The organism is Prosthecobacter sp. Pr1, from assembly GCF_057652315.1.
This window is the reverse complement of sequence record NZ_JBYFBS010000004.1, coordinates 147,600-165,678: the sequence shown is the minus strand read 5'-3', so window position 1 is coordinate 165,678 and position 18,079 is coordinate 147,600. Positions and strand designations below refer to the sequence as shown.

Genomic DNA, 18,079 nt, shown 5'->3' with positions numbered 1-18,079 from the left:
ATCACATTCTTAGAGTGCTGGCAGCCTTCTTCTCCGCAGACTCAAGGCAAGCAAGCCGCCGAGAAGCAGCAGGGCACGGCTGGGTTCCGGCACGATGGCGATGACTCCGGTGCTGCCGAACTGGCTCACATCCCAATACCAGCTGCTGTTGTAAATGGTGAGATCTGGAAGGTCGAGTGCGAAGCCCGCATTGTCAGCGCTGCCTCCCACTCGCATGCCGGTGCCTGAGTCATAGTAGGCCAGCGCAATGTTGGAGCCGGTCCAGTCCACCAGATCGAAGACGGCATGATAGGTGGGCGCGAAGCCTGTCCCCAAGGTGACATTGATGGATGAGGCCGCATCGAGAGACAGGGTGCCATTCACGATGATGCGGTCGTTGCCGCCATCCGTGGCGGTGCCGCTGACGCTGGTCAGGCGGTTGGTGATGGCATCAAAGGTGGCATTCAGTCCGGTGTCGCCGCTCTTCAATTGCAGGGCCAGCGTGGCGGAGGCTCCGACGTTGAGATTGCCTCCGATGAGAACCGTGCCGATTTCCGTGCTCAGCCCTGTGGTGCCAGCGGCGATGGTGGCGGCATTGCCACCGGGTGCCAGTGTCGCATTTGCAGCGAGATTGACGGAACCGGCGATTCTCCCCGTACCACCGAGAGTCGCATTCGCATTGACCTGCACGGTGTTGGTGCCGGTGGCGGAATCCGTGCCGGCATACGCATTGTTTACCAGCAGGCTGCCGGCGCTGACCGTGGTTTGTCCGGTGTAGGTGTTCACACCGCTAACGACGGTGGTGCCGCTGCCAGTTTGATTCACCACTCCTGAGCCGCTCACATTGTTGGTCACCGTCAGGAGATCACTGCGGTTGAAGGCCAGCGCGGCGTTGTCGATGACATTCCCAGAACCCAACGTCCCTGAGGTGCCGCCATTGCCCATCTGCAGGGTGCCTGCGCTGATGGTGGTGGCTCCGGTGTAGGTGTTGGTGCCGAGGAACGTGAGGGTGCCGCTGGTGGTCTTGGACACGGCGGCGCCGCCGTTGATCTCGCTCACGTCTTTGAGCGTGCCGGAGGCGAGCTGGATGACGTCGATGACGTTGATGGCGTCGCCAATGCTGTGCCCGGTCATGTCCAGTGTGCCACCGGTGAGGTTGATGGTGCTGATGGTGTTGCTGGTGGTGGAGCCTGCGCTGCCGCCTTCGGTGATATTAACGTTGGAAATGAGGGTGCCGCCACTGATGTTGAGCGTGCCTGTGACCTTTCCAAAGGTGTTGGTATTCGCGTAAGTAGCCAAAACAAAGCTGCCGCCGGCATCCACGGTGAAAGTGCCGCCGCCGATGTTGAGAGTGCCGCTGGCGGTGGGTGAGCCGACGACCGTGCCTGCATTGCCGCTCATGGTGCCGAGTTCGACGGAGTTGGCGGTGAAAGTGCCGGTGTCAAAACTCACGGTCCCGCTGGCCCCGCCTGCGCCGCTGCTGCTGCGTTTGCCGATGATGAGCGCACCCGCAGTGACGGTGGCATTGTGGCCGCGGAGGTCGAGGGTGCCGGTGGGTGATGCGCCGGTGACGGTGGCAAGTGAACTGCCAACGGTGATGTTGGTGGTGGCGCCGGTCTTCCCGCCGATGACGACGGTGCCTGCGCTGCCTGCAGTTTGAGAGAGGAACTGCACGGTGCCGACGCCTTTGGACACGCCGATGTTGAGCGCATTGGTGGAGATGACGTTGGTGCCAGTACCGAGGTACAGAATGCCGTTTCCAGCATTGAAGTCAGCGCTGTTGGAAATCTGCACGGTGTTGGCGGTGATGCTGTTGGCGGTGTTGGAGAGGTAGAGGGTGCTCTTGTTGTTCAGGCCGTGGGCCACGCGGAATTCATTGACGTTGGCGGTGAAGGAGCCGAGGCCGCTGAAGTCGGTGATGGTGGTGTTGGTGTTGCCCTGATTGTCAAACGGAGTGGCTGCGCCCGGGATGGCATTTGCGGCAGCCTGGGAGGTGACGGTCTGCAGCCCGGCCTCGAAGTGGGCGGTGGTGCTGCTGACGACGAGGGAGCCTGCGCCGGTGACGGTGGCCAAGGTGGTGGCCTTGACCGTGCCGCTGACTCCGGTGGAGAAGCCACCATTGACGGTAAGTGTCTGCCCGGCACCAATGGTGACGGTGCTGCTGAGATTGGCGTTGTTCGATGCGATCTGCAGGCTGGCGATGCGCTGGCTGGCGATGCTGAGATCGAGCGTGCCGGTGAAAGCTCCGGAACCGACGATAACGGCGGTTCCGGTGGGCAGGGTGTCGGTGGCGCCGATCTTCAGCGTGCCTGAGGTGATCAGAGTCGTGCCGCTGTAGGTGTTTGAGCCGGTGGCTGCGGTGAAAACGAGGGTGCCGTCTCCCGTTTTGTTGAGGCCACCTGAGCCGATGACCGGGGCTGCCAGTGTGGCGGTGACTCCGGTATCCACGCGAACTTCCGTGGCTGCGTTGGAGATGGAGATTTTGCCTCCGCCGTTGGCCAGGGTGTAGCTTTTGGCAAATTGGAGTCCGTTCACGACCACGGTGTCCTGCACCTGCACGGTGCCGCCGGTGGCACCGCCAAAGACGGCGATCTTTTCCACGGAGGCGGACCAGCTGGTGTTGTTGCTGCCGTCTGCCAGCGTCCAGTTGGTGCCGACATTGGTCCAGACGCCGTCACCGCCGTCCACGAGGTTGTCTGCCACGGTGTCGGTGCCGTCCCAGTGCTGCGCGCTGATGGCGGTGGCGACGAGGTTGACGGCTTTGTTCACGGTATCAACGACGATGCTCGTATTGTATCCGGCGAGCATCTGGGCCACGAGGCCGTTGTCGGTAAGTGTCCCGGTGTAGCCGATGAGTTTGTAGGTTCCGGCGGTGAAGCCTGCGCCTGTTGTGACGCAGACGACGCCATCAAGGGTGATGAGGGAGCCATTGGCCTGAATGAGATCGCTGCTGGTGCCGAGATCAAACAGGAGCAAGCTGCTGTCATTGAGCACGAGATTGCCCCCGATGGTGAGGGTGCCGGTGCTCCCGGCGGTGAGGATATTGCCAATGCTGAGGGTGCCAAGATTCGCCACGGTGAGGCTGCCACCGAGCGTGCTTGAGGCGGCAAGGGTGGCGCCACCTGCGACGGTGATGGCGGTGTTGCCGAGCGAGCCGGTGACATTCAGCGTGCCTGCATTCACCGCGGTAGCACCTGTGTAGGAGCTGGCTGCTGAGAGGGTCCATGTGCCGGTGCCATTCTTGGTCAGGCCGGAGACGGTGGTGTCCATGGCTGCTGCAAGACTGCCGCTGCCCGCGCCGGTGAGAGTCAGACTGCGGGTGCCGCCGACGATGGCGGTGGTGCTGGTAAGAGCGAGGCTGCCGCTGTCTGATGAGATGGCGACATTGGCAGTGCCGAAGGTCAGTGCGCCGCCGTAGCTGTTGGTGCCGCTGACATTGACAATCGCGCCATTCTGTCCGGTGGCACCGGTGCCGCTGAGGGTGAGAGCTTCGGCTCCTACGCTGATGTTGTTCTGCAGCTGAAGCGTGGCACCACTGGCGACGACGGTGCCTGCGTTGGCGGCAGAGGGGACGGTTTCATTGGTCACCACCGCACCCAGGGCGCTGCTGTTGCGGATGTTCAGGATGCCTGCATTGACAAGGGTCTGGAGGAGGTACGTGTTGGTACCAGAGAGCGTCCAGGTGCCGGTGCCGGATTTGATGATCTGCATGTTCACCACGGTGGCGGCGTTACCCGTGGTGCCACCGATCTGCCCCTGAATCTCGCCATTGCCGCTGCCGGTCAGTGTGAGGTCTGAGTAGTTGGCGTTGGAAGTGACGGTGTTGCCCGTGGCAACGCGGACGCCGTTGGTGAAGGTGAGCGTTTGACCGGCCGTCATGGCATTGATGATGCCGCGCCCGGTGTTGCCGGCGGCGGCGTTGTTCATGACGATGAGGCGGTCTGTGGAGGTGGTGTTTCCTGCGTATTCAAAGGTGCCGACTGTGGTGCTGGCCTGGCCGAACATGAGCCTGCCGTTGCTGCCGACGGAGGAGTTGGTGCCGTTGTTGAAAATGGTGGTGGCCTGAAACGCACCGTCGGAGATGGAGACGTCTCCGACGAAGGAGTTGCTGTTGTTGTTGAGAAACACCCTGCCGCCATCGGTGCGCGACATGGTGCCGCTGCCGGTGACGAGGCCGTTGATGATGAAGCTGCCATTGCCGCGGTAGATGATGCCCGCATTCACGCTGCCGTTCAGGGTCAGCGCACCGCTGCCAATGTTATAAAATGCGCCGGTACCGGTGATGGTGCGGTCCGTGGCGGCAACTCCGCCGGCGTATTTTACGAACGTACCGGATCCCAAGGTCAGCGTGCTGCCTGCGCCGATGGAGCTGTTCTGTCCGGCATTGGCGATGCTGTTAAAAATGAGCGTGCCCGAGGTGACGGTGGTGCCGCCGGTGTAGCTGCTGCTGTTGGTGAACTGCCAGACGCCGGTCTGCCCGTTGCCGGTGACGATGACACTGAGGCCGCCGGACAAGCCGTTTGAGATGATCCCGTTCATCAAGTTGCCGGTGGTGTCACCGCTGCGGTTGCCGGTGGAGCCGGTGAAATTGAGCGTGATCAGCCCGGTCGTGGCGCCGCCGCTGATGTTGCCGTTGATCGTCATCTTGTAGGGATTGAGGTCACCAGCGTTGTTGGTGGAGTTGTTGGTGAAGGTGTAGGAGGCCGTGCCAGTGGCGGTGGTCGGCTCGATGACCATGGGGGCATTCAGCGTGACCGTGGCGGTGTTGCCTGCGTTCATCGCTGTGGTGCCGCCATTGGTCAGCAGCAGTGTCTCTCCCGCATTGGCGCCCGCGCTGCCAATCGTGAAGGTGCTGCCTGCGGTGTTGGTAAAGATGAGATTGCGGAGATTGCGTCCGGTGTCGATCGTGATCGTGGTCGCACCCAATGCAGTATTGAATGTGGCGGTGTCCGCACTCGTGGTGCCCGAGGTGGCTCCCGGTGCTGTGGTGGGGTTCCAGTTGGTGCCAGTGGACCAGAGCTGCGTGCCGGTTCCGCCGGTCCAGCTGGCATCTGCGGCCACGCTGGCATGGGTCAGCAATAACACCGGGAATAGTGAAACGGCATGGAGGATGGAGCAAAAGGCACGACGACGAAGCGGCCTTTTGAGTAGCGAAGCACTCATGGTCTTTTTTTGGGGGGGCCTTTCGGAATTCGAAAAGCGAGGGTTGGGGGCTGTTGGATACCCCAGAAACACCACAAGTTCAAAATCAGAGTGCTCCACATGGAGCAAGTGGCGCAAAGCACCACAAGGAGCATGAAACAAAGCTTTAACGATGCGTATGAAATGCCCCGCCTGCAACGCAACGACTGGCTTCAGAAAATTTTGAGATGAATGGAAGTTAAGTGCTGTTTTCCTGAACAAAAGCTGCCAAGCATCCGGTGCATGAGCGAAATCAGAACTTACGACGGCTACTTCACCTTCAAGATCCTCTCCCGCGAGCAGGCAGACCATTTGGACGACCTCTTCGCCGAGAAGGGCATCGAAGTGGACCTGGCCCTGCAATCCCTTGAATTCTCATGGATGGGCCTGGAGCGCGACCATGTGATCTTGAAGCTGTTCATGGAAGTCGCCAAGACCCTCGGCGAGGCCGAAGGCGAACTGCGCTGCGAAATCGACGATGACGCCGTCGATCCCCATTTCGAATTCTTCACCATCAAGGACGGTCAGCTTTTCCTTCAGCGCGGAGCACTGGTGCGCGAGAGCGAACTGATAGCGCAGCTGGGCTGAGTCACTCGCGGCAGGGCAGGAGCATCCCCCCCTGCGGGCATGGTTCATACAGGCTTCGTGAGGCGCGTTCGTCACGGTTTGGCGCTCACGCGCCCGATGACCAGAAAGCCTGCAAATGATTCGGCCGGGTCCAGCGTCAAGGGAGCGTCAACGTCCTTGGTGCAGATGACCATCTCCACATTGTAGATCTCAAACTTGTGACGCGTTTTTTCAAAACCCAGGCTCTGCAGGTGCTTCAGGTCCTTGCTCAGAGGCCTGCCGCCCTCCACCTCCGCGCAGGCGACATAGATTTTTCCAGGAGACACCACGTTGACGAGGGTGGGCGACTTTGCGCCCCCGGCTTTTTTGACAAAGGTCATCTTCCTCAGCGTGCTGTTAAGCTTGCCGATGGAATAAGACCGGTTGGTGTAGGGCTGGGCGCCCTGTTCAAAAGGCGTCACCTCACCGCTCATCTCCACACCGGCCAGACCATCGGGGTTGCGGGCCGTGAGGGGGCGCTGCACGGGCGGTGCGGTGGCGGCCGTTTTTGTCAGCTCCTCTCTCAGTTGCTTCACCTGCAGGGCGGCGGCCGTATCCTGCGCCTTGGTCAGCTCGTTCTGCACCTGGACCAGCGCCGCATCGTAGCGCTTCAGCGCATCCGTCAGCCCCGTCTGTTGCACGGCATCCACCTTGGCCAGTTCCAGCTTGTAGCTGGCATAGGCCTGCTTGAGCGCCTCAGGCGGCGGCTCGGCCGTGTCCGTCAAAGCCTGCCCTTTGTCCATGCGTGCGATGTCAGCCTTGATCCGCACCAGCCCGTCCAGATCGTTGCGTGCCGCCGCAGCACCGCCCTCCCGCTCAAGCGCCGGCTTCACTCGCGCGTTCAGTGCATTGACTCCCTGTTCATAGGGGATGCGGACGTTTCGGAGCACGAAGGACTCATAACCGCTCTTGAGCGACGCCAGCCTCTGCTGAACCTCCGGAGCAAGCGCTGCCTCCGCCGCCGCAGCAGCACCGGGGCCATAGGACATGTTCAGGCACACGATGAGAATTCCACATTGGATGAATGGACGATGAAGCATCATGACTGGCGATGATTGTGACAGGCCCGTGAAAGTCAATCACTGGAAACACGCGCCACCGCGCAATGAAATTGTGATCAGTCCTAAATAAGCTGCCTCCTGTAGTAAAAATCGCGCCATGGCGAAGAGAGGCAAAATGGTGCGCGATGCAGGGTTCGAACCTGCGACCCTTGCCGTGTGAAGGCAATGCTCTACCACTGAGCTAATCGCGCGAAAATCGTGGGCGGAGTCTTTAAGCGGGCTTCGGCATTGGAGCAACCAGAAATTGCAGCGCCGTTTTGTTGTGCCGGCTTCAGCCGGAATCTGGAAGTCTTCCAGACCGCCTAAAGGAGGGGCTCCATTACGAAGAGTGATGAGCAAGATGCCCCCCCCACCTACACCCGCCGCAAACGGAACTGCTGGAGGTATTTGAGCGGGGTCATGCCCATGTGGCGGTGAAAGTGGTGGGTGAGGGCGCTTTGATCGCAGAAACCCAGGTCGCGGGCGACGTCGGAGATATTGGCCCCCTCGCGTTGCAGGGCTTCGCAGGCGGCCTGGATGCGCAGCTTCATGATGAAGGCCTGCGGGCTGGCGCCGAAGGTCTCCACAAATTTCCGGTGCAGCTGCCGTGGCGAAAGGTGGACGATCTGCGCGAGCTCGGTGATGGAGACTCCCGTGCGGAAGTGGTCGCGGATGTAGGCGAGGGCGCGGTCGATCTGCAGGTAGGGCTGCAGCATCTGCTTCTTGCCTTCAAAACTCTGCACGGTGCCCATGATGCCGATGACGCGGCCCTTGGCATCAGTCAGTGGCAGCTTGTTCGTGACGAACCAGTCCGGCAGCCCCTGATCGGTGAAGAAGAGCTCCACGATGTTGAGCGCAGCTTTGCCGGTGCGCAGCACTTCCTCGTCATCCCGACGGAAGTTTTCCGCGAGGCGGGCAGGGAAGAGGTCAAAGTCGTTTTTGCCTACGATGCCGGCTTCTTCGGTGATGCCAAAGCGGTCCATGAACCGGCGGCTCGCGCACATGAACCGGAAGTCGCTGTCCTTCGCAAAGAAGGCGAGGTCCGGCAGGTGATCGAACAGCCGGTAAAAAGGACTGTCCGCACTGACACGACGGATGAAACGTTCGCGCAGTGCGGCAGGAGATTCGGGGCGTGGCGGTGGGCTGCTCACGCGGGAGTGTTAGCCACTTCGATCAGAAGCGCAAACGCAGTCCGGCTTAGGTGCCGGTGCTCATGAGGGGGCTGGGGACCTCGAAGAGAGGTGAATGACAAAGAAGTTTGCGGTGTCGGCCGGCAAGCAGAGGTGGAAAGAAAAAGACCCTATGAGTTGTGTGAAACTCATAGGGCCTATTGAAGGCTTAAACGGTTGGAAAGAGGTTTTTAGAAGCGAATGCGAAAACCGCCGTAGGCACCGGTGCGCATGGCGGGGTAGCCCAGGACTTCGGAATATTTTTCCCCGAGGAGGTTTTCGACGCGGGCGAAGAGCTCGACGTTGGGAGTGAGCTGATAGCTGGCGGTGAGGCGGAGGCGGAGGTAATCTTCCACATTGGCCTGGGCGGCACCGAAGCCGTCTTCGCGGTCGATGAGGTAAATGGCACCGATGCCGATGCGGAATTTTTCGACCGGTTTGACCCAGACATCGCCGGAGACCGTGTGACGGGGACGACGGACGAGACGAACGCCGGCGGTCAGGTCATTGGCATCAAGGTAGGTGTACTGGGCGGTGAAGCCGTAGCGGGTGCTGGGCTGATAGCTGAAGGCTGCCTCAAGGCCTGAGGTGCGGGCGTTGTTGATCTGCTGCAGGGGGCCGAAGGGCGGGAGGTAAACGATGAGGTTCTCGATGCTGTTGCGGAAGTAGGTGAGGCTGACGCTGCCTTTCTTGTTGGCGAAGGGCTGCTCGATGCCGAATTCCAGGCCCTTGCTTTTTTCAGGCTTGAGAAAGGTGGGATCACCGAAGAGGGCGGCTTCGCGGTTCTGGGGGCTGGCAGGGGCGAAGGCGGTGCCGTAGTTGGCGTGGAGGATGGTCTGTGTCCAAGGCACGAGCCAGCTGGTGCCCACGCGCCAGGTGGTGGCGTCCTGGAAGTCTGAGTAGGAGTCGTGACGGATGCCGGTGTTGATGTTCCAGCCGGTGAGGATTTCGGCCTGAGACTGGAGATAAAGCGCCCAGTTGGTCTCGGCCTGATCCACGTCATAGCTTTTGCCGCCGGGATTGAAGAGGCCGGGGGCGTCATCGTTGTAGCGGGAGTAGCCGATGTCCTGGAGCCACGCACCTGCGGTGATGCTCCACTTGTCGGTGGCCTTGAAGACGCTTTGGTATTCGAAAAAGTGATTGCGGGAGGTGATGCGGTTGTTGCCGCCGCCAAAGTTGAAGTTGGTGGAGGCCTGGCGGAAGTTTCCGAATTGGTACGTGAGTGTCTGCGTCCAGCGGTCGTTGGTTTCCCAGACGATGCGGGGGGATATGCTCCAGTATTCGCTGAGGACATGGGCATCGGGATCATTGGCACCGAAACCCGTGGCGGCGCCGGGGGCACCTACGTCTGCATTGTAGTAGCGGAGGTCGAGATCAAAGCGCAGAGTGTCAGCAAGCTGGGCACCGAACTTGGCGGCGACGTTGCTGAGCTGGAACTGGCTGTTGATGCGGTAGCCTTGGGTGTCTTGACGGCTGAGTTCAAGGCTCCAGTCGTAGATGCCTGCGGCACCACGGGTGCCGAGGCTCTCGCGGAAGCTGCCGTAGCTGCCCGCCTCAAAGGAAAGGCTGGTCTCTGGCTTTTTGAGGCCTTTGCCGCTGCGGGTGATGATGTTGATGACGCCGCCGAGGGTCTTGCCGCCATAGAGGCTGGCGGCTGGGCCGCGAAGGACTTCAATGCGCTCGACGTTGTCGAGCGTCATGGTCTCAATGTTGTAAAGGCCGGCAAGATTGGCAGGCACGGGGCGGCCATCGATGACGACGAGGGTTTGGTCGCTGTTGGTACCGCGGAGGAAGATGCCATTGACTGAGCCGGGAGTGCCGCGGTCAGCGATGGTGAGGCCTGGGACCTGGCGGAGGGCATCTGGGACGAGCTTGTATTGCTGCTCTTCGATTCGCTGGCGGTCAATGACCGTCACGCTGCTGGCGGTACGCCAGCGTTCGGTTTCCGTCTTGGTGGCGGTGATAACGACCTCTGTGAGAGGCGTGGGAGCGGAGGCGCTATCTTTGGCTTTTTCGTCCGGCTTTTGGGTCGGCTCGGCGCCTAGCAAGGACAGGGGACTGAGGAGCAGGGACAGGGACGCGAGCGTGAGGCTGCGTCCACGGGAGATGTGGATGAACATGGGTGTTTGGGTTTCATTGGTTCGATGAAATCATCCGGGCACCGCCACATGGCGGGTCGGATGAGCTTGTTCGCAGCGAGATGTTCGGACTCCGGGTTTGCGCGACGTTTGACCGCCGCTCCTCGCCTCCGCCTTCACCAAGGATTGCTCCCGATTGGCTTTGCTCCATGTCCGCAGACATGAATGGAGGGTCGTTACCCGATACCGCAGCGCCACTGTGGCCGGTTCTCACGGCCTTCCCTGCATCTGCGAACGGCTGCACGGCGCTTGCGCGCCCTGCAGATAAAGAAAACGGGGGCATCACGAGGATGCCCGCCGCCATGGGTTGTCATAGGCTCCGAGCTTAACCGGGGCAACCGGAAACTCACCCTTGCAGAAACCTGCATCCCCACTCATGCAAAGCGCACCCATGAAACGCATTCAAGACGCACGGCTCTACGGCATCGTTGACCTCGGTTATGTCACGGCGGAAAACGTCGAGCACATGACCGATCAGCTCTGCCTCGGCGGCGTGGATGTGCTGCAGCTGCGTGCCAAGAAGCTGGCACCGCAGGAAATCGAACGCCTCGCCCGGCTCATGCTGCCCATCACCCGCTCCCATGGCGTGCCGCTGGTGATCAATGACCATCTCGAAATCGCCGCAGCCATTGGCAGTGAAGGCGTGCACGTCGGGCAGGATGATGATGCGGTGGCCAAGGCGCGCGCAGTCGTAGGCCCGGCATGCTTTGTCGGCAAATCGACCCACAGCCTTGCGCAGGCCGTCGCCGCGCAGGAGGAAGGTGCCGACTACATTGGCTTTGGCCCGCTGTATGCCACAGGCACCAAGCCGGACTACGTGCCCATCGGTTTAAATGACATCACCGAAGTCCACCGCCGCGTCACCCTCCCGATCTTCTGCATCGGCGGCGTGAATGCCGGGAGGCTGGATGAGATCATCGCCGCAGGTGCGCGGCGCGTGGTGGTCGTGTCCGCGTTCTTGCTGGCAGGAAACGTGAGCGCGGAAGTGAGTGCGCTGAAGAGCAGACTGATCTGATCTCTGGGTATTGTAGTACCGGCTTTAGCCGGTCTGGGCGCGCTACCCAGAACCGGCTAAAGCCGGTACTACAATACTCGACCCGAGACGGGGTCGTTAGACCCCGTCGCCCTAGGCGCTGCTTTACTTCTTCTTCTCGATCGGAATAATGTCAGCAGACACCGCGCGCTTGGCGCCCAGATATTCCTTCGCGAGGGCTTCGAGCTCCTCCTTCTTGATGCCGGAGAAATCACTGACGAAGCTGCGTGCCCAGTCGAGGCGCTCAGGGTGCTCCTGCGCACAGCGCAGCACGTTCATGGACCAGTAGCGGTTGTCGCGGCGCATCTGCTCCAGCTGGGCCAGCATCGGTTTGATGGCGCGGTCAAATTCATCATCGGTGATCGGACCGCCTGAGAGCTTGTCGGCGATTTCCGTCACCAGCTTGGTGAGTGAGACGGCCAGCTCCGGCTTGCACTCGATCATCGTCGTCATGTAGCCGTAACCGGTGAAGGTGTCGTTCGCCACGTGGTAGCAGGCCGGGCTGTAGGTGTCTCCCAGTTCTTCACGCACCTTGATGCGAAGGCGGTCGTCCAGAATGGAGCCGAGCACCGTCAGGCGGCGGGTGCGCTTGATGTTGAGCATGTCCGTGGTGGGCCAGTAAACCGTGGCGATGGCTTTCGGAATTTCGGTGTCAAAGGGGAAGGTCTTGCTGGCCTCCGGCTTCGGGAAGGCAACCATGCGTTCTTTTTCATACGCAGGTTTCTTCTCAGCACGCTTCGGCAGCGCGCCGAGGGTCTTGGCCACGGCGTTGAGTGCCGTTTCAGCATCCACGTCTCCCAGCACGGTGACTTCCAGATAATCCTGCGTGAGCGCCGGAGTGAGCCAGGCTTTGAGTTCCGCCAGCGTGCGCTTGCGCAGTTCTTCGATTTTGGGGAAGCCCCAGCGTGCATCACCCGAGTGCATGAAGGAGACGACGTCATTGTTCATCACGCCTTCCGCAGTGTGCTGCAGCTGCGTGTAGAGCGGTTCCAGGTTCTTTTCAAACTGGCGTGCCGCTTCTTCGCGATACCCCGGTGCGACGAGATAGGCGGTGAGCAGCTGCAGCTGGGCCTCAAGGTCTGCCGGCGTGGTGCGGCCGCTGAGCAGGAAAGCTTCATCACCAATGGCGAAATCGCTGCCCACGGTGCGGCTGGCGAAGATGCGGCGGATATCATCCACACCATGTTTTTCCAGGCCGCCCAGTTGGAAGGTGCTTTGCGCAAAGGGGATGATGCCCGGCTTGTCAGTAGGTGTGCTGAGCTTGCCACCGCCAAAATTGATCAGCACGCGGATGGTGCCTTTTTCGAATTCGGTGTGCTTGAAGTTGAAGCGCACGTTGTTTTCAAACACCGCCTGGCTGATTTCGAGATCCTTTGCTTCCGAACGGCTGGCAACCTTGCCCGCAGGGCCAAATTCCGTGTAGGCAAAAGCGGCTGTTTCTTCCTTCACCGGGGCTGCAACCGGCTTGGCACGGCTGGCTTTGAAGGTGTCGATGATCTGCTTCGAGGCATCACCTTCGAGCTTCAAATTGCCGCCAAGGAAGATCTGCACGTCGTCGCCCTTCCAGTCGGCAACGAGCGCCGCGTGGCTGTCCTCTTCCTTCAGGCTGGCCAGCACGGTCGAGATGCGGGCGAGGTCATCCGCCGGATGGGTGAAGACCTTCTTGCTGGCAAGAATGGTCACCAGGCCGCTGGCGAGATCCCGTGATTTGCGGCTGTCGGCCTGATCGGCGCGCAGCTTGGCGCCTTTGAGAATGGTGGCCTTTGCTTCTTCAAATTCGGCTTCCGTGAATCCGTGCTCGATGGCACGGCGCAGCTCGGTTTCCAGCAGCGTGAGCGTGGCCTTCCAGTTCTTGGGATCACATTGGGCCTGGATGCCGTTCACGCTGACGAACTCGAGGTACTCGTAGCTGTAGCTTTCAGCACCCATGAACGGCGCGCCTTCAGCCTTCGAGAGCTTGGACAGGCGCTGGTTGATCATCATGTCTGCGAGATCACGGATCGTCTTTTCCCGGCGTGTGGCCGCATTGTCTGGCTTGTTTTTGGCAGGGCGGGGGATTTCGATGGAAAGGGTGAGCGCCTCGGCCTGCATCTCCGTGTGCAGCTTGGCGATGATGCCGTAGCCGGAGGTCACCTTGCCAAGATTGGGGTCTTCAGCTTCGCCGTGCTTGGGCTTGGCATCGGCGAACTGCTTTTCGATCTCCGCTTTGACGGCGTCGGTGTCTTTGAAATCCCCCACGGCCACAATGACGGCACGCTTCGGTGTGTAATACTTCTCGTAGAAGTCCGCGAAGCGCGGGCGCTTCATCGTCTTGATCATCTCCTCCGTGCCGATGGGCATGCGGTCTGGCAGGATGGACTCCGGCATCGCAAATTTGTAGCCCGCCATCATCGTGCGGTACTCGATGGAGTCCCGGCTGAGCTTCTCGCTGAGAATGATGCCGCGCTCCTTGTCGATCTCGGATTCGTTAAGCAGCATGCCGTCCAGGTCATCGCGGAAAAGCTGAAGGCCTTCGGCGATGTACTTCGGCTCCACCTTGGGCAGTTCTAGCATGTACACCGTTTCCTTGAAGGAGGTGTGCGCGTTGGTGTCCGCACCGAACCCCATGCCCAGGCGTTGGAAGTACTCCACCATCTCGCCGCCTTTAAAATGCCGCGAGCCATTGAAGGCCATGTGCTCGAGGTAGTGCGCCATGCCCTGCTGGTCGTCCTGCTCCATCAGTGAACCCACATCCATATAAAGGCGGATGCTCGCGCGGCCCGGCGGTTCATCATGCGGCAGAATGACGTAGCGCACGCCGTTTTGGAGCGTGCCGTACTGCGCTTTGGGATCGGGTTTGAGATCGCTGTGGTCCTGCGGCCAGTCGGCGGCATGGGCTGTGGAGACGACTGCGGCGAGAAGGAGAGAGCGGAGCATGGATGTTCGATGCGTTGGGTTGGAAAGGGTAACGAGTGGCAAACTCAAAATGACGAAAGAATGCGCGAGTGTTCAGATGACGAAACGGCGTGTGAGCGGAATTTCGTCATTCGTTGTTCTGATTTCGTCATTCCCGCCGCTGGCGGTCGGCGGGCTATTCCACCTTGCCCAGGCCCGCTTCGGGGTCGGGTTCGAGGAAACCGAGTTCCACAAAGAGCTCGTCCATCGCCATGAGCGTGGCCTCGTACATCTCGAAGGAGAGATTGAAATTGAAGAAGCCGTGGCCCTGGCCTTCGAACTCGATCAAACGGCAGAGGTTCTTTTTCTTGCTCGACTTGCGCGCAAATTCATAGGAGCCGTCAAAGGGGACGACGCGATCACCCGTGCCATGCATGATGAGCATGGGAGGCAGACCGGGGCGAATGGCGCGGATGAGGTCTGCGGCTTTGCAGGTGGCCTGGTCCGGCCAGCGGTCACGACCAAAAGCGTACTTGGAATAGGTGTCCATCACCGGATTGAACAGCACGATGGCATTGGGCGCCGGACTGCAGTCCAGGGCGTCAGAAGGATCATCAAAACCACTGAGGATGGCTGAAGAAGCGATGGCATGGCCACCACCCGAACCACCGACACCGACGATTTTGCCGGGGTTGATGCCCAGTTCGACAGCGTTCATGCGAATCCACCGAATGGCGGAGCGCGCATCGGCCATGGCTTCGACCGGGCCCGTGCCGTGACGAGTGGCCACGCGGTAATCAAAACAGATCGTCGTCATGCCGCGTGAGGCAAAGTAGACGCAATGCGGGGCAAACTGCGCCACCTGGCCGTTGTCCCAGCCGCTGCTGAAAAAGAAAGCCGCCACGGATTTGGGGTACGAGGGCGCCTTGTCCATCTCGGGTTCCCAAATATAAGCCGAGAGGTTCACACCACCGACAGTCTTGTAGATTTCTTCTCGGGCGGTCTTCAGCAACTCCCGATTGCGATCAATCGGGGGTGTGCGGGGCTGACCTTCACTGTGGGACTCCATGTTTTGGGGGTAAAGACGTTGACGTTTACCAGAATCGCCAAATCAGCAAATGGTTTTACTCTGGATTAAAACTATCACAGCAAATTTCCCGGGATGCTAATTATAAAATGATGGAGACCGGTTGTTTTTGCGTGAAACGTGCCCTTGTTCGTAGTCCCAATCACGACCGCCATGCGCCAATTCCTCTCTTTGCTCCTTGGATTAAGCCTGTTTCAACTCTGCCCTCCTGCCTTTGCTCAGGAGGACGAGGCCGGATTGCAGGCGGTGCTTGAAAAAGCTTACTATAAGTGGCGCGATGCCATGCAGAGCAAAGATGCCAGGGCCTGGGCGTCAAGCATCACCCTCTACCGTCAGACGGTGATTCGCAACATGGTGGTCAGTGAGCGCAAGACGTTCCCGGATGCCGTCTTTGCCTCCGATGTGCAGCCTCCGGCCCTGGCCGGGCTCCGCCTGCTGGAAGCGCAGGCGGTGGGGAACACCGCGCACCTCGTATATTTTGGCCGGATCGACATGGGGCAGGACAAGGAACTCATCCGGGAAAATCTTCTGAAACTGAAGTTCGGCCGTGAGAACGGGGTGTGGAAGTATGACAGCAACCGCATCTCCCGCATGGACGGCGCACCGGACGTGGTCAAGGAACTGAAAGCCGGCAAGCGTCCCGACTTTCTCGACTCCCCCGAGTACACGCCGCCCGGCAGCATGCCGCCACCGCCGCCTTTGTGCCGTGTCCCGGATTACAAGGCGGGCAGCAAGCTGCAGAGCTTCGGCTATGAAACGACCATGAGCATGAACGGCATCACCTACGATCCCGTGCGGGATGGGCTGGATCAGCAGATTCTCATCGGCGGTCTCGTCAACGGGCACAACGAAATCACCCTGCACATGAAGCCGGTGCCAAGGCCGGAGGGCGGAAAGGCCGCGCTGGAAATCCGCATTTACAAGCTGTCCAAAGATCCCGCCAAGCCGGGCACCGAAGTGCTGCGCTGGCAGGCACCTGAAAGCGGAGCCCCTGCCCAAGTGACCCTCCCCATCGAGGTGAAATAGCAGCGGCTGCTTGGGGCTCCATTCTTTATACCATGCCAACGATCGACCACGAGAACACGCTGCGCGCTGCGGGTTTTCGCATCGTGGCCGGGATTGATGAAGCCGGCCGCGGTCCTCTCGCCGGTCCCGTGTGTGTGGCGGCGGTCGTGCTGCCGGAAGATTTCTCGCATGCCGTGCTCAATGATTCCAAGCAGCTCAGCGAAGTGAAGCGCGAGCGGTTGTATGAAGAGATCACCAGTGACGCACGCATCCGCTGGCACTGCGTGAGCATCGAGCCAGATGAAATCGACCGCATCAACATCCTCCAGGCCACCTGGGAAGGCATGCGCCGTGCCGCGTTGGGCTTGCAGCCTGTGCCAGATGCGGCCCTCATCGACGGCAAGCCGGTGAAGCGTTTCCCCCTGCATCACGTCGCCTTGGTCAAGGGGGACAGCCTCAGCTACTCCATCGCGGCGGCCAGCATCATCGCCAAGGTCACGCGGGATCGCCTCATGGTGGCCATGGCGCGGCAGCATCCGGAGTATGGGTTTGAAATTCATAAAGGCTACCCCACGCCTGCGCATCTGGCGGCTTTGAGGCAGCATGGCCCCTGTCCGCATCATCGGCGCAGTTTCAGACCCGTGGCACAGCTCGAACTCGATCTGGCATGAAGCGGCTCATTTCCCGACCTCGAAGTCTGTGGCGCTGGCTGCGGCGGCGGGTCTCGGGAGATGCCCGTGTGCGGGCAGCGGTGCTCTGGCTGCGCGCACGGCCCCTGGCCGCGTTTCAGCGTCGTCTGGCCGGACGAAAAATGGGCAGCGGGGAAATCGGGGAGATGGGCGAAATCATCGCCGTACGCTGGCTCTCCGCGCATGGCCGCAAAGTGCTGTATCGCAACTACCGGGGAGGCAATCGTGGGGAGGTGGACATCGTCGCCCGGCATCGGGATGTGCTCACCTTCATCGAGGTGAAGTCCCGCACCAGCACTGCCTTTGGCCGACCCGCCGATGCGGTAGGGCCTGACAAACAGCGCCTCATTCAGCGCGGAGCCATGGACTGGCTGCGCCTGCTGGGAAATCCGCGCATCAAATTCCGCTTCGACATTGCCGAGGTCATCCTCATCGAGGGCGAGCTGCCGCGTGTCCACGTTATTGAGAACGCCTTTCAGATGCCGGACAGATCCATGGCTGGGCGGTAGCTCGCACGTGACGATTTTGACAGTTTAAGGCCTCCATCTTGCCTCCGCTGTGCTGGTGTTTATGAGAGCCTGCAACTTCTCATGCAGCCCGTCGCACCTTCATCCTCCGCCGCCAACCTTCTCGGAACCATAACCACTCTGGTGAAGGATACGCAGGTGGATGTCACACGCTTGATTTACATGCTTTATCAGGACGTTGAGCATCAGATCAACCGGGCGGATTTGAAAGCCCAGCTCACTCTGAGCACCTCCGCCGTCCTGATGGCCATGATCGTGAACATGGGGCCCGGGTTGCGCATGCATGGCTGGGCGGGCTTGCGCTTGTTTGAGTATGTCGTGCTGGCTTTGTATGCTCTGTTCATCCTGTGCATGAGCTTTGCCTTTGGTCGCGGCATTGCCGCAGCTTTTCCTCGTGCCGTGAAAAAAGCTCCTGACACGAACCGGCATCCCAACCTGTATTTCTCAGGTCAGATCGCCAAAATTCCGGGGGATGAATATGCCGATTTGTTCTGCCAGCAGTCGAACGATGGGGTCAAACGCTCTGTGCTGGGGCAGGTTCATTCGAAATGCATCGTTCTGGAGGCCAAGCTGTACAATGTGCGCAAAGGCATGACCTGCCTGCTCCTGGCTCTTGGAATTTGGATTACAGCACGGCTGGTTCTGCTGATTGGCAACGGGTTTGAGTGAGGCAAGGCGGCAGGTGGAAGGGTGGCAATCGGCTTTGACAGCCCCGGTGCACGCCGTAAAAATGGCGTTTCTCTTTTCCAAC

At 60.3% G+C, this 18,079-nt stretch carries 12 protein-coding genes and 1 tRNA gene; 6 read left to right on the top strand and 7 right to left on the bottom strand.

Annotated features, from left to right (window positions below):
• Positions 1–9: 9 nt before the first annotated feature.
• Positions 10–5,064: a beta strand repeat-containing protein gene (locus AC24GY_RS08340; RefSeq protein ID WP_487681926.1), complete on the bottom strand. Its 5,055-nt coding sequence runs from the start codon at positions 5,062–5,064 to the stop codon at positions 10–12.
• A gap of 339 nt (positions 5,065–5,403) precedes the next feature.
• Between AC24GY_RS08340 and AC24GY_RS08335 the strand changes: the two genes are divergently transcribed.
• Positions 5,404–5,748 carry a hypothetical protein gene (locus AC24GY_RS08335; RefSeq protein WP_461526415.1) on the top strand — a complete coding sequence of 115 codons (345 nt, stop codon included), beginning with the start codon at positions 5,404–5,406 and terminating at the stop codon, positions 5,746–5,748.
• 71 nt (positions 5,749–5,819) lie between these two features.
• Here the strand turns inward: AC24GY_RS08335 and AC24GY_RS08330 are convergent, their stop codons facing one another.
• From AC24GY_RS08330 to AC24GY_RS08315, 4 genes are all read right to left on the bottom strand, one after another.
• Complete coding sequence (locus tag AC24GY_RS08330; protein WP_487681924.1) at positions 5,820–6,755, bottom strand: hypothetical protein; 936 nt, start codon at positions 6,753–6,755, stop codon at positions 5,820–5,822.
• 188 nt (positions 6,756–6,943) lie between these two features.
• Positions 6,944–7,018 (bottom strand) — tRNA-Val (locus AC24GY_RS08325).
• A gap of 162 nt (positions 7,019–7,180) precedes the next feature.
• Complete coding sequence (locus tag AC24GY_RS08320; RefSeq protein WP_487681922.1) at positions 7,181–7,957, bottom strand: helix-turn-helix domain-containing protein; 777 nt, start codon at positions 7,955–7,957, stop codon at positions 7,181–7,183.
• A 209-nt stretch (positions 7,958–8,166) separates the two neighbouring features.
• Complete coding sequence (locus AC24GY_RS08315) at positions 8,167–10,095, bottom strand: TonB-dependent receptor plug domain-containing protein (RefSeq protein WP_487681920.1); 1,929 nt, start codon at positions 10,093–10,095, stop codon at positions 8,167–8,169.
• Between the two features lie 409 nt (positions 10,096–10,504).
• Here AC24GY_RS08315 and thiE point away from each other — a divergent pair, with 409 nt between their 5' ends.
• Positions 10,505–11,128 carry a thiamine phosphate synthase gene (gene thiE, locus AC24GY_RS08310; protein WP_487681918.1) on the top strand — a complete coding sequence of 208 codons (624 nt, stop codon included), beginning with the start codon at positions 10,505–10,507 and terminating at the stop codon, positions 11,126–11,128.
• Between the two features lie 123 nt (positions 11,129–11,251).
• Here thiE and AC24GY_RS08305 read toward each other — a convergent pair whose 3' ends face one another.
• Positions 11,252–14,062, bottom strand: coding sequence for a M16 family metallopeptidase (locus tag AC24GY_RS08305; RefSeq protein ID WP_487681915.1), 2,811 nt, complete (start codon positions 14,060–14,062; stop codon positions 11,252–11,254).
• A 154-nt stretch (positions 14,063–14,216) separates the two neighbouring features.
• Positions 14,217–15,089 carry an alpha/beta hydrolase gene (locus AC24GY_RS08300; RefSeq protein WP_487681913.1) on the bottom strand — a complete coding sequence of 291 codons (873 nt, stop codon included), beginning with the start codon at positions 15,087–15,089 and terminating at the stop codon, positions 14,217–14,219.
• Positions 15,090–15,260: 171 nt separating this feature from the next.
• Here AC24GY_RS08300 and AC24GY_RS08295 point away from each other — a divergent pair, with 171 nt between their 5' ends.
• The 4 genes from AC24GY_RS08295 (at position 15,261) to AC24GY_RS08280 (ending at position 17,997) form a co-directional block, all read left to right on the top strand.
• Positions 15,261–16,133 carry a hypothetical protein gene (locus tag AC24GY_RS08295; RefSeq protein WP_487681911.1) on the top strand — a complete coding sequence of 291 codons (873 nt, stop codon included), beginning with the start codon at positions 15,261–15,263 and terminating at the stop codon, positions 16,131–16,133.
• Between the two features lie 32 nt (positions 16,134–16,165).
• Positions 16,166–16,783: a ribonuclease HII gene (gene rnhB, locus AC24GY_RS08290; protein ID WP_487681909.1), complete on the top strand. Its 618-nt coding sequence runs from the start codon at positions 16,166–16,168 to the stop codon at positions 16,781–16,783.
• Positions 16,780–17,310 carry a YraN family protein gene (locus AC24GY_RS08285; protein WP_487681907.1) on the top strand — a complete coding sequence of 177 codons (531 nt, stop codon included), beginning with the start codon at positions 16,780–16,782 and terminating at the stop codon, positions 17,308–17,310. Before rnhB ends, AC24GY_RS08285 begins: the two co-directional genes overlap by 4 nt.
• A gap of 81 nt (positions 17,311–17,391) precedes the next feature.
• Positions 17,392–17,997 (top strand): Pycsar system effector family protein, encoded by a 606-nt coding sequence (locus AC24GY_RS08280; RefSeq protein WP_487681905.1) that lies wholly within the window; start codon positions 17,392–17,394, stop codon positions 17,995–17,997.
• Positions 17,998–18,079 lie beyond the last annotated feature (82 nt).

Excerpts from the sequence above, each read along its gene's own strand:
- AC24GY_RS08330 (WP_487681924.1), bottom strand. The coding sequence starts at position 6,755 with ATGTCCTATGGCCCCGGTGCTGCTGCGGCGGCGGAGGCAGCGCTTGCT.
- thiE (WP_487681918.1), top strand. The coding sequence starts at position 10,505 with ATGAAACGCATTCAAGACGCACGGCTCTACGGCATCGTTGACCTCGGT.
- AC24GY_RS08335 (WP_461526415.1), top strand. The coding sequence starts at position 5,404 with ATGAGCGAAATCAGAACTTACGACGGCTACTTCACCTTCAAGATCCTC.
- AC24GY_RS08285 (WP_487681907.1), top strand. The coding sequence starts at position 16,780 with ATGAAGCGGCTCATTTCCCGACCTCGAAGTCTGTGGCGCTGGCTGCGG.
- AC24GY_RS08315 (WP_487681920.1), bottom strand. The coding sequence starts at position 10,095 with ATGTTCATCCACATCTCCCGTGGACGCAGCCTCACGCTCGCGTCCCTG.
- AC24GY_RS08280 (WP_487681905.1), top strand. The coding sequence starts at position 17,392 with ATGCAGCCCGTCGCACCTTCATCCTCCGCCGCCAACCTTCTCGGAACC.
- AC24GY_RS08305 (WP_487681915.1), bottom strand. The coding sequence starts at position 14,062 with ATGCTCCGCTCTCTCCTTCTCGCCGCAGTCGTCTCCACAGCCCATGCC.
- AC24GY_RS08300 (WP_487681913.1), bottom strand. The coding sequence starts at position 15,089 with ATGGAGTCCCACAGTGAAGGTCAGCCCCGCACACCCCCGATTGATCGC.
- rnhB (WP_487681909.1), top strand. The coding sequence starts at position 16,166 with ATGCCAACGATCGACCACGAGAACACGCTGCGCGCTGCGGGTTTTCGC.
- AC24GY_RS08295 (WP_487681911.1), top strand. The coding sequence starts at position 15,261 with ATGCGCCAATTCCTCTCTTTGCTCCTTGGATTAAGCCTGTTTCAACTC.